At 72.0% G+C, this 10,625-nt stretch carries 9 protein-coding genes; 7 read left to right on the top strand and 2 right to left on the bottom strand.

The genetic code is table 11. The features are described from left to right. Position 1 precedes the first annotated feature (1 nt). Positions 2-1,510 (top strand): tripartite tricarboxylate transporter permease, encoded by a 1,509-nt coding sequence (locus AOK23_RS00655; RefSeq protein ID WP_055710777.1) that lies wholly within the window; start codon positions 2-4, stop codon positions 1,508-1,510. Positions 1,511-1,548: 38 nt separating this feature from the next. Here the strand turns inward: AOK23_RS00655 and AOK23_RS00660 are convergent, their stop codons facing one another. Next, a complete protein-coding gene (locus tag AOK23_RS00660) occupies positions 1,549-2,073 on the bottom strand; it encodes a hypothetical protein (RefSeq protein WP_055710778.1) in 525 nt (174 codons plus the stop codon). A 346-nt stretch (positions 2,074-2,419) separates the two neighbouring features. Between AOK23_RS00660 and AOK23_RS00665 the strand changes: the two genes are divergently transcribed. Together AOK23_RS00665 and AOK23_RS00670 are read left to right on the top strand one after the other, a co-directional pair. After that, the gene (locus tag AOK23_RS00665) at positions 2,420-4,336 is read left to right on the top strand and encodes an AMP-dependent synthetase/ligase (RefSeq protein ID WP_055710779.1); all 1,917 of its coding nucleotides are present in this window, start codon (positions 2,420-2,422) and stop codon (positions 4,334-4,336) included. 134 nt (positions 4,337-4,470) lie between these two features. Continuing rightward, positions 4,471-5,757: a DUF4032 domain-containing protein gene (locus AOK23_RS00670; RefSeq protein WP_055710780.1), complete on the top strand. Its 1,287-nt coding sequence runs from the start codon at positions 4,471-4,473 to the stop codon at positions 5,755-5,757. A 44-nt stretch (positions 5,758-5,801) separates the two neighbouring features. Here AOK23_RS00670 and AOK23_RS00675 read toward each other — a convergent pair whose 3' ends face one another. After that, the gene (locus AOK23_RS00675) at positions 5,802-6,689 is read right to left on the bottom strand and encodes a universal stress protein (RefSeq protein WP_055710781.1); all 888 of its coding nucleotides are present in this window, start codon (positions 6,687-6,689) and stop codon (positions 5,802-5,804) included. 58 nt (positions 6,690-6,747) lie between these two features. Between AOK23_RS00675 and AOK23_RS00680 the strand changes: the two genes are divergently transcribed. The 4 genes from AOK23_RS00680 to AOK23_RS49185 all read left to right on the top strand — a co-directional run. Further along, positions 6,748-7,101 (top strand): VOC family protein, encoded by a 354-nt coding sequence (locus tag AOK23_RS00680; RefSeq protein ID WP_055710782.1) that lies wholly within the window; start codon positions 6,748-6,750, stop codon positions 7,099-7,101. A 136-nt stretch (positions 7,102-7,237) separates the two neighbouring features. Then, entirely contained in the window at positions 7,238-8,914 is a 1,677-nt protein-coding gene (locus AOK23_RS00685; protein ID WP_055710783.1) for an NAD(P)/FAD-dependent oxidoreductase, read from the top strand. 28 nt (positions 8,915-8,942) lie between these two features. After that, entirely contained in the window at positions 8,943-10,451 is a 1,509-nt protein-coding gene (locus tag AOK23_RS00690; RefSeq protein ID WP_055710784.1) for an ATP-binding protein, read from the top strand. Further along, a partial coding sequence (locus tag AOK23_RS49185; protein ID WP_240496190.1) for a UBP-type zinc finger domain-containing protein occupies positions 10,448-10,625 on the top strand: 178 nt, incomplete at its 3' end. The genes AOK23_RS00690 and AOK23_RS49185, both read left to right, overlap by 4 nt.

A 10,625-nucleotide genomic window follows, 5' to 3' on the forward strand; every position in this document is an offset into this window, starting at 1 on the left:
CATGGACGCCCTCACCTCGCTCCTGGACGGCTTCGGTACGGCCCTCACGCCGGTCAACATCCTGTGGGCCGCGGTCGGGGTGCTCCTCGGCACGGCGATCGGGGTGCTGCCCGGCATCGGCCCGGCCATGGCGGTCGCGCTGCTGCTCCCGGTGACGTACGGGCTGGACCCGATCGGCGCGTTCATCATGTTCGCGGGCATCTACTACGGCGCGATGTTCGGCGGCTCGACCACCTCGATCCTGCTCAACACCCCCGGTGAGAGCGCGGCGGTGGTCGCGGCCATGGAGGGCAACCCGATGGCCAGGTCGGGGCGCGGCGCGCAGGCGCTGGCCGCCGCCGCGATCGGCCATTTCGCGGGCGGCATGGTGGGCACGGTCCTGCTGGTGGCGCTGGCGCCGACGGTCGCCGAGCTGGCCGTGGGCATCGGCGCCCCCGACTACTTCGCGATCATGGTGCTGGCGTTCATCGCCGTGACGTCCGTGCTGGGCTCGTCCCGGGTCCGGGGGCTCGCCTCGCTGCTGATCGGCCTCACGATCGGCCTGGTGGGGCTGGACCAGATGACCGGGCAGCAGCGGTTGACGTTCGGTTCGCTCCAGCTCGCCGACGGCGTCGACGTCGTGATCGTCGCGGTCGGTCTCTTCGCGATCGGTGAGGCCCTGTGGGTCGCCGCCCATCTGCGGCGCAGGCCGGGCGAGCCGATACCGGTGGGCCGCCCGTGGCTCGGCCGCTCGGATCTGCGGCGGACGTGGAAGTCGTGGCTGCGCGGTCCGTTCATCGGGTTCCCGTTCGGGGCGATCCCGGCGGGCGGCGCGGAGATCCCCACGTTCCTGTCGTACGTCACCGAGAAGCGGTTGTCGAAGCACCGGGACGAGTGGGGCAAGGGCGCCATCGAGGGGGTGGCCGGGCCGGAGTCGGCGGCGTCGGCCTCGGCGGCGGGCACCCTCGTGTCGATGCTGACGCTCGGTCTGCCCACGACGGCGGTGGCGGCGGTGATGCTGGCCGCGTTCCAGCAGTACGGCATCCAGCCGGGCCCTCTGCTGTTCGAACGCGAGCCGGACCTCGTGTGGGGTCTGATCGCGTCCCTCTTCGTCGGGATGGTGCTGCTGCTGGCGCTCAATCTGCCGCTGGCCCCGCTGTGGGCGAAGCTGCTGCGCATCCCCCGGCCCCATCTGTACGCGGGGATCATGTTCTTCGCGGCGGTCGGCGCGTACGCGGTCGGCGGCGAGGTGATCGACCTGGTGATCCTGCTGGTCATCGGTCTGATCGGCTTCGGCATGCGCCGTTACGGACTGCCCGTGCTGCCCGCCGTCATCGGGGTCATCCTCGGACCGGGCGCCGAACAGCAGCTGCGGCGCGCCCTGCAGATCAGCGACGGCAGTGTCACCGGCCTGGTGAACACCCCGTTCGCGGTGACGGTGTACGCGGTGATCGTGCTGCTGCTGGCCTGGCCGCTGCTGAAGCGGCTCGTGGCCCGCACCCGCACCGCCCGCGGCGCCGGCAGCGCGTGAAGGGGGTGCGCTCCGGCACGCTCACGGGGCGGCCGGGTTCAGCCCGCGCCCCGCTCCGCCTCCTCGTGGAGGAACGCGCTGATCTGCCCGGCGAGGCTCTCCCGGACGGTGCCGGAGGCCGGGTCGAGGAGCTCCTCGTCGACGCCGATGCCACCGGACCACAAATGGCGGTCGGTCCACTCCTCGTCGGCCCGGAGCTGGACCTGGATGTCGAGCTGGAGGAGCTGGGCCTCGGGTGCGGCGGCGTACAGGACGGCCGTGGCGCGGCGCAGCGGGTAGAGGTCGAAGCCCTCGATGAACTTGGAGTTGCGCCAGTCCAGGAAGGCGCTCTCGCCGTCGGGGCCGGTGCGGATGTCGAGCTGCCCGTCCTCCAGGTGGAGGCCGACGTGGCCGGTGCCACGGTTCTCCACGGTCACCCGGAACCGGAAGTAGGTCAGGCCCTCGGCGGCGTCGTCACCGCCGCGCGGCGGTTCGGCGCGTTCCAGGCCGTGGACGCGCACACGCAGGCCGGCCAGGTCGCCGTCGTACTCCTGCCAGTCCCCGATCACGTTGGGCTCGCGCACCGTCCACCTCTCCACGTCGGCGGGACGACTCCCGCGCTCGCGCGCACCACAGTGCCACACCCGTCGGGGGTGCCGGATTCACCCATCGCCGCCGGTCAGACGTGATCAAGCCGTGTGCAGCGACGATTCCCGCCAAGGGGTCCGGGAGGGGGTCCCCCACGTGCCGTACATCACGTCGGCCGCCCGCTGTGCGGATATGTGAGGGGGTGGCCCCGCCCGTTCCGTCACATGGCGACGACTTCCCCATTCCGTGGGCGCGCGTCGGCGCCGTACGCTACGTTCGATCACCGCCGGTCGCCGCACCATCGGCGAGATCGCGCGCAGGGGAAGGTCTGGGGAGCAGCGCATGAGCACGTTCGGCATTGCTCCGTCGGCGGCCCGGGTCATGACCGGGGGACTCGCCGACTCACTGTTCGAGACGGCGCAGCGCGATCCCGCGCTGCCGCAGATCGCGCGCCGCGAGACCGGCACCCCGGACACCTGGACGTCGCTCGGCGCGGCCGAGGTGCGGGACGAGGTGGTGAGCCTGGCCAAGGGGCTGGTCGCCGCCGGGATCCGGCCGGGCAACCGGGTGGCCGTGATGGCGCGGACCCGCTACGAGTGGACGGTGCTCGGCGTCGCGCTGTGGTCGGTGGGCGCGGAGATCGTGCCGATCTATCCGACGTCGTCACGCGACCAGGTGGAGTGGATCCTGCGGGACGCGGCCTGTGTGGGTGTCGTCGTCGAGGACGAGCAGGGCGTGATGACGGTCGGCTCGGTCTGCGCCAAGCTGCCGCTGCTGCGCCATGTGTGGCAGCTGGACGCGGACGCGCTGGCGCAGCTTGTCGAGGCCGGCCGGGACGTGCCGGACGCGACGGTGGACTCGTTGCGCCGCATCGTGATGCCCGACTCCACGGCGGTGATCGCGTACACCTCCGGTACGACCGGGCACCCCAAGGGCTGCGCGCTGTCCCACCGCAGTCTCGCCAGCCCCTGCGACGTGCTGCTCGCCGGGTGGCGGCACACCGCGGCGGCACCTGGGGAGCAGCCGGCGATCCTCGCGTTCCTGCCCTTCTCCCACGTCTACGGCCTGATGATCCAGGGGATGTGCCTGCGGGGCGGGCTGCTGCTCGGCCATGAGCCGGAGCTGACCGAGGAGGCGCTGTCGGCGGCGCTGCTGTCGTTCCGGCCGACGTTCCTGTACGGCGTGCCCTACGTCTTCGAGAAGATCTTCAAGAACTTCCTGCGCAAGGCGCAGCAGGCGGGCCGGGGCGCCGTGTTCGAGCGGGCGGTGCGCACCGCGCAGGACCACGCGCTCGCCGCCGAACGGCACCGCCTCGACTCGGGTCCGGGCCCCGGCATGGATCTGAGGCTCCAGCACGCGTTCTACGACAAGACGGTGTACCGCAAGCTGCGTGCCGCGCTCGGCGGCCGGGTGCGCGGCGGCTGTTCCGGCGGCTCCCCCCTCAACCGCGACCTCGCGCTGTTCTACGCCGGGATCGGGATCCTCGTCCACGACGGGTACGGCCTGACGGAGACCGCGGGCGGCATCACGGCTCAGCCCGTGGGCCGGGAGAAGTTCGGCACCGTGGGCCGGCCGCTGCCGGGCACCGAGATCCGGGTGGCGCGGGACGGGGAGCTGCTGGTCAGCGGGCCTTCGGTGTTCCAGGGGTACGTCAACGACGAGGCGGGCACCCGGGCCGCTCTCCAGGACGGCTGGCTGGCCACGGGAGACATCGGGCGGCTGGACTCCGAGGGCTATCTGTCGATCACCGGGCGCAAGAAGGACATCATCATCACCAGCGGCGGCAAGGGCGTGGCACCGGCGCCGCTGGAGGAGCAGCTGCGGATGCACCCGCTGATCCACCAGGCGGTGGTCGTGGGCGACAACCGGCCCTGCGTGGGCGCGCTGATCACGCTGGACCCGGAGTTCCTCGCCCATTGGAGGGGCGCGCTCGGCCCCGCGAACGAGCTGATGGGCCCGGAGGCACGGGAGGAGAACGCGCTGCGGCAGGAGGTGCTGCGGGCGATCGCCGGCGCCAACAGCACGGTGTCGCGCTCGGAGTCCATCCGGGTCTTCCGCATCCTCCCCGAGCCGTTCGACCTCGCCAACGGCATGCTGACCCCGTCGATGAAGCTGCGCCGCGACACGATCGTGCAGCGGTACGCGGCGGAGATCGAGGCGATGTACGCGACGTCCGCGCGGGCCGCCCGCCGCTCCGTGACGGAGGACGTCCCCGGCTGGGACGACTCCGACGACGTCTTCCGCCGCCCGCGCCCGTGACACCCGTCCTGACGCACCTCTCCGGTTCACCTTCTGTTGACGAAACGGTCCTTCAAATGCGGAGATGCTTCAGCGGGGCGGTGCGCCGCCCCCGCGAGCACCCCGTTCGACCATGAGACGAAGGCAGAGGACCCATGGCACTGCAGATCAGCGCCACCAACCCGGAACACCCCGCGCTGCTCCTCGAACTGCCGTGGCACCTGCCCCTGGAGGAATGGCCCGAGCACCACCTCGTACCGCTCCCCCGCGGTATCTCCCGGCACGTCGTGCGCTACGCCCGGGCCGGCGACGAGGTGATCGCCGTCAAGGAACTCGCCGAGCGGCCCGCGCTGCGCGAGTACGGGCTGCTGCGCGACCTGGACCGGCTGGGCATCCCGGCCGTGGACGCCCTCGGCGTGGTCACCGGCCGCACCGACGAGGCGGGCGATCCGCTGGAGCCGGTGCTGATCACCCGGCACCTCGGCGGTTCGATGCCCTACCGCTCGATGTTCGAGACGACCATGCGTCCCGCGACGATGCACCGGCTGATGGACGCGCTGGCCGTGCTGCTGGTCCGGCTGCATCTCACGGGGTTCGCCTGGGGCGACTGCTCGCTGTCCAACACCCTGTTCCGGCGGGACGCGGGCGCGTACGCCGCGTACCTCGTGGACGCCGAGACCGGTGATCTGCACACGCAACTGAGCACCGGGCAGCGGGAGTACGACCTCGACCTGGCCCGGGTGAACATCAGCGGGGAGCTGCTGGACCTGGAGGCGTCCGGGGCGCTGCACCCGTCGGTGGACCCGATCGACTTCGGCAACGAGATCTGCTCCCGCTACCGCCGGCTGTGGCAGGAGCTGACGCGCACCTCGGTGTACCCGGCCGGGAAGTACCACTACATCGAGCGCCGTATCCGCCGGCTGAACGACCTGGGCTTCGATGTGGCCGAGATGCAGATCGAGCACTCCTCCAACGGCGACACGGTCACCTTCGTGCCGAAGGTGGTGGACGCGGGCCACCACCAGCGGCAGCTGCTGCGGCTGACGGGTCTGGACACCGAGGAGAACCAGGCCCGCCGGCTGCTGACCGACCTGGAGAGCTGGATGGCCACCCAGGACGACTACGCCCCCGGTGACCCTCCCCCGAGTTCTCGGCTTCGCTCGAACAAGGGGGACCCCCATGGCGCCCGCCCCGAGGTGCTGGCCCACCGCTGGGTCCGTGAGGTGTTCCGCCCGACCGTGCGGGCCGTGCCGCCGGAGCTGCGCGGCACGATGGACCCGGCGGAGATCTACCACCAGTTGCTGGAGCACCGCTGGTATCTCTCGGAGCGGGCGCAGCACGACATCGGCCTGGACATCGCCGTGAAGGACTACATCGACAACGTCCTGCCGAAGGCGCGCGCGGTGCTGCCGCCGCCGATCGACGACGTCACCGCGATGTGAGCGAGGCGATCGACGAGGTCACGGCGTCCTGAGCGAGGTGCGGCTCACACCTCGGCGCTCCCCCCGGGCGGGACGACCGCCACCGGGCACGGCGCGTGGTGGAGGACGCCGTGGGCCACCGAGCCGATGCGGGCGCCGACTGCCGTGCGGCGGGCGCGGCGGCCCACGACCATCAGCTGGGCGTGCCCGGCGACGGAGAGCAGGACCTGACCGGCGCTGCCGATCTCCACGTGTTCGGTGACCGGTACGTCGGGGAAGCGTTCCCGCCACGGCTGGAGCGCGGCGGCCAGCGCCTTCTTCTCGTACGGTTCGAGGCCGCCCGCCTCGTCGAGCAGCTTCAGCGAACCGGGGCTGTACGCGTACAGCGGCGGCAGCGTCCACGCACGGACGGCCCGCAGGGAGGCGCCCCGGGCGGCCGCGGTCTCAAAGGCGAACCGCAGAGCGGCGGCGCTGTCCTCCGGTGTGCCGTCCTGGCCGACGACGACCTCGCGACCGGCGGCCTCGGCGGAGGCCTCGTCACCGGCGCGGACGAACACGACGGGACGCGGGGAGTCGACGAGGACCTGCTGTCCGACGGAGCCGAGGAGGAAGCCCACCACCGCTCCGTGGCCGCGCGAGCCGAGCACCAGGGTCTCGGCGTGCTCCGCCGCGGCGGTCAGGGACTCCACCGGCGGCCCCTCGACCAGGTCCGTCGAGACCTCCAGGCCCGGGTGCCGCTCGGTGACGCCGCGGACGGCCTCGGCGAGCGCGTCCCGCGCCCATCCGGCCTGTCCGTCCCGGTCCACGACGATCGCCTCGTGCGGCTGCCACTGCCAGGCGTGCACCACCCGCAGCGGTACGTCCCGGCGTACGGCCTCCCGGCCGGCCCACGCCAGTGCGGCGAGGCTCTCGGGCGTACCGTCCACTGCGGCGGTGATCGGGCGCGTCGACATCGGCCACCTTTCTTCGTCCCATCAGGCTGAAGGGCCCAGTCTTCACTACGCTCGCGCCATGGACCTGAACTGGGAGCAGGTAGTGGTGGACGCCGCCGATCCGGTGACCCTCGGGCGCTGGTGGGCCGAGGCGCTGGGATGGGTGGTCGTGAACGACGCGCCGGAGGAGTACGAGATCCGCCCGGAGCCCGACCGCGTGCCCGGCCTGCTGTTCACTCCGGTCCCCGAGGCCAAGACCGTGAAGAACCGGCTGCACCTCGACTTCCGCCCGGTGGACCAGGCGGCGGAGGTGTCCCGGCTCCTCGCTCTCGGCGCCCGCCACGCGGACGTCGGACAGGGCGACGAGTCGTGGGTCGTGCTCATGGACCCGGAGGGCAACGAGTTCTGCGTCCTCTCCGGACGCCGGAGCTGACCGGCCGCTCGGCGCGGGTCGGGCGAACGCCGGAGCTGACCAGCGGCTCGGCGCGCGCCGGGGCGGAGACCTCGAAGCCGAGCGAACCCGAACGTCCGAACATACGATGAGCACATTGGTTCGGGGTGGGAGGCATATGACTCAGGCGGTCGGTCCGGCGCGGAACGTGATCCTCACCGTGGATGACGATCCGGGGGTGTCACGTGCGGTGGCCCGGGATCTGCGACGGCGCTACGGCGAGTCGTACCGGATCGTGCGGGCCGAGTCCGGCGAGGCGGCCCTGGAGGCGCTGCGGGAGCTGAAGCTGCGCGGCGACCAGGTGGCGGTCGTCCTGGCCGACTACCGGATGCCGCAGATGAACGGCATCGAGTTCCTCGAACAGGCGTTGGACGTCTATCCGGGGGCGCGCCGGGTGCTGCTCACCGCGTACGCCGACACCAACGCGGCCATCGACGCGATCAATGTGATCGACCTCGACCACTATCTGCTGAAGCCGTGGGACCCACCGGAGGAGAAGCTCTATCCGGTCCTGGACGATCTGCTCCAGGCGTGGCGGGCGGCCGACCGGACCTGTGTCGGCACGACGAAGGTGGTCGGGCACCGCTGGTCGGCCCGGTCCTCGGGCGTCCGGGAGTTCCTCGCCCGCAACCAGGTGCCGTACCGCTGGTTCTCGTCCGACGAGCCAGAAGGGCGGCGGCTGCTCGCCGCGGCCGGCACGGACGGACGGCGGCTGCCGCTCGTGGTCACCCCGGACGGTACTCCCCTGGTCGCGCCGGAGGACCCGGAGCTGGCGGAGAAGGTGGGGCTGGCGACGACCCCGGCCGAGGACTTCTACGACCTGGTCGTCATCGGCGGTGGCCCGGCCGGGCTGGGCGCGGCCGTGTACGGGGCCTCCGAGGGGCTGCGGACGCTGCTCGTCGAGCGGTCGGCGACCGGCGGCCAGGCGGGGCAGAGCTCACGCATCGAGAACTACCTGGGGTTCCCCGACGGGGTGTCCGGCGCGCAGCTCACGGACCGGGCCCGGCGGCAGGCCACCAAGTTCGGCGCGGAGATCCTCACCGCCCGTGAGGTCAGCGGCCTGGAGGTGAACGGGGCGGCGCGGACCATCCGGTTCTCGGACGGTTCGGCGGTCGCCGCGCACAGCGTGATCCTCGCGACCGGCGTGTCGTACCGGCAGCTCGCCGCGCCGGGCTGTTCCGACCTCAACGGCTGCGGGGTGTTCTACGGCTCGGCGCTCACCGAGGCCGCCGCCTGCCAGGGGCACGACGTGTACATCGTGGGCGGCGCGAACTCGGCGGGCCAGGCCGCGATGTATCTGTCCCGCGGCGCCAAGTCGGTGACGCTCCTGGTGCGCGGGGAGTCGCTGGCGGCGTCCATGTCGCACTACCTGATCCAGCAGCTCGCGGAGACGCCCAACATCGTCGTGCGCACCGGCACGGTCGTGGAGGCCGCGCACGGCACCAACCAGCTGGAGCGGCTCACCCTCAAGGACGTCGCGAGCGGGCACGAGGAGCTGGTGGACGCGCAGTGGATGTTCGTGTTCATCGGCGCCGAGCCGCTGACGGACTGGCTGGACGGCACCGTGCTGCGCGACGAGCGGGGCTTCATCCTGGCCGGGCCCGACATGACCGTCGACGGGAGTCCGCCGCCGGGCTGGGAGCTGGACCGGCCGCCCTACCACCTGGAGACCAATGTGCCCGGCGTGTTCGTCGCCGGGGACGCCCGGTACGAGTCCGCGAAGCGGGTCGCGTCCGCCGTGGGAGAGGGAGCGATGGCCGTCATGCTCGTGCACCGTTATCTGGAGCAGTCATGAGAACCGCGCGGGCCTTCGGAGCGGTGTCGTGAGCGGGCAGCCGCTCACCTGCGACCGGGCGGAGCTCGCCACGCTGTTCCTGTTCGAGAAGCTGTCGCCCGAGCAGTTGGACCGGCTGTGCCGTGAGGGCCGCGTCGAGCGGTTCGAACCCGGCTGGGTCTACCGCGAGGGCGAGCCGGCGACCTGCTTCTTCGTGCTCCTGCAGGGCACGCTGGTGATGTCGCGGCAGGTCGGCGACGACGACGTGGAACTGAACCGCACCTCGCAGCGCGGGGTGTACGCGGGCGCGTTCCAGGCGTATCTGGGCGACCAGGCGGACCAGGCCCGCTACAAGGGCTCGATGCGGGTCATCGAGCCGTCGCGGTTCTTCATCCTGCCCTCGGCCTCGTTCGCGGAGATCATGCGCGAGTGGTTCCCGATGGCCGTGCATCTGCTGGAGGGATTGTTCTTCGGCAGCCAGAACACCCAGCGGACCATCGGGCAGCGGGAGCGGCTGCTGGCGCTCGGCTCGCTGTCGGCGGGCCTCACCCACGAGCTGAACAACCCGGCCGCGGCGGCCGTGCGGGCGACCTCCGCGCTGCGGGAGCGGGTGGCCGGGATGCGCCACAAGCTGGGTGTCATCGCGTCCGGGGCGTACCGGCGCGAGACGCTGGAGTCGCTGGTCGAGCTCCAGGAGCGGACGGCCGAGCAGGTCGCCAAGGCGACCCCGCTCAGCCCGCTGGAGGCGGCCGACCGGGAGGACGAGCTCACGGACTGGCTCGACGACCACGGCATCGCGGGCGGCTGGCAGCTCGCCCCGAACTTCGTGCAGGCAGGGCTCGACACCGCGTGGCTGGACCGGGTCGCGGCGGCCGTCGACGAGCACACCCTCGAAGGGGCGGTGCGCTGGCTCAACTACACGGTCGAGACCGAGCTGCTGATGAACGAGATCGAGGACTCCACGACCCGGATCAGTCAGCTCGTCGACGCGGCGAAGCAGTACTCGCAGCTGGACCGGGCCCCCTACCAGAACGCCGATGTGCACGAGCTCCTCGACAGCACCCTGCTGATGCTGTCCGGGAAGATCGGGGAGCGCATCCGGGTGGTGAAGGAGTACGACCGCACGCTGCCGAGGATCCCCGCCTACCCGGGCGAGCTGAACCAGGTGTGGACGAACCTCATCGACAACGCGGTCGCGGCGATCAACGACACCGGCGGCAAGGGCACCCTGACGGTGCGCACGGCCCGCGACGAGCGCGATCAGCTGCTCGTCGAGTTCCGCGACACGGGACCGGGCATCCCGCCCGGCATCCGCGGCCGGATCTTCGACCCGTTCTTCACCACCAAGCCCGTCGGGCAGGGCACCGGGCTGGGCCTCGACATCTCCTGGCGGATCGTCGTCAACAAGCACCACGGGCACATCGAGGTCCACTCGGCACCCGGCGACACCCGTTTCCAGGTCCTGCTGCCGCTGACGGCGCCCGCACCGGACCTGGACCTCACCCTCGCCCCCGAATCCGACGCGCCCGAATCCGACGCGCCCGAGGAGACGTCATGAGCCTGCCCGCCGGGATCGATCCCGCCGTGCCGCCGACCGGGGCCGGCTGTGTGGAGTGCGACGCCTCCGGCGGCTGGTGGTTCCACCTGCGGCGCTGCGCCCAGTGCGGACACATCGGCTGCTGCGACTCCTCCCCCGCGAAGCACGCCACCGCGCACGCCACGGCCGCCGGGC

It is taken from the genome of Streptomyces torulosus, from assembly GCF_001419765.1.
In the GTDB taxonomy this organism is placed as follows: domain Bacteria; phylum Actinomycetota; class Actinomycetes; order Streptomycetales; family Streptomycetaceae; genus Streptomyces; species Streptomyces torulosus.

Bases quoted from the DNA above. Each gene is read 5' to 3' on its own strand.
- AOK23_RS00675 (WP_055710781.1), bottom strand. From the start codon at position 6,689: ATGTCGACGCGCCCGATCACCGCCGCAGTGGACGGTACGCCCGAGAGC.
- AOK23_RS00665 (WP_055710779.1), top strand. From the start codon at position 2,420: ATGAGCACGTTCGGCATTGCTCCGTCGGCGGCCCGGGTCATGACCGGG.
- AOK23_RS00670 (WP_055710780.1), top strand. From the start codon at position 4,471: ATGGCACTGCAGATCAGCGCCACCAACCCGGAACACCCCGCGCTGCTC.
- AOK23_RS00655 (WP_055710777.1), top strand. From the start codon at position 2: ATGGACGCCCTCACCTCGCTCCTGGACGGCTTCGGTACGGCCCTCACG.
- AOK23_RS00685 (WP_055710783.1), top strand. From the start codon at position 7,238: ATGACTCAGGCGGTCGGTCCGGCGCGGAACGTGATCCTCACCGTGGAT.
- AOK23_RS00680 (WP_055710782.1), top strand. From the start codon at position 6,748: ATGGACCTGAACTGGGAGCAGGTAGTGGTGGACGCCGCCGATCCGGTG.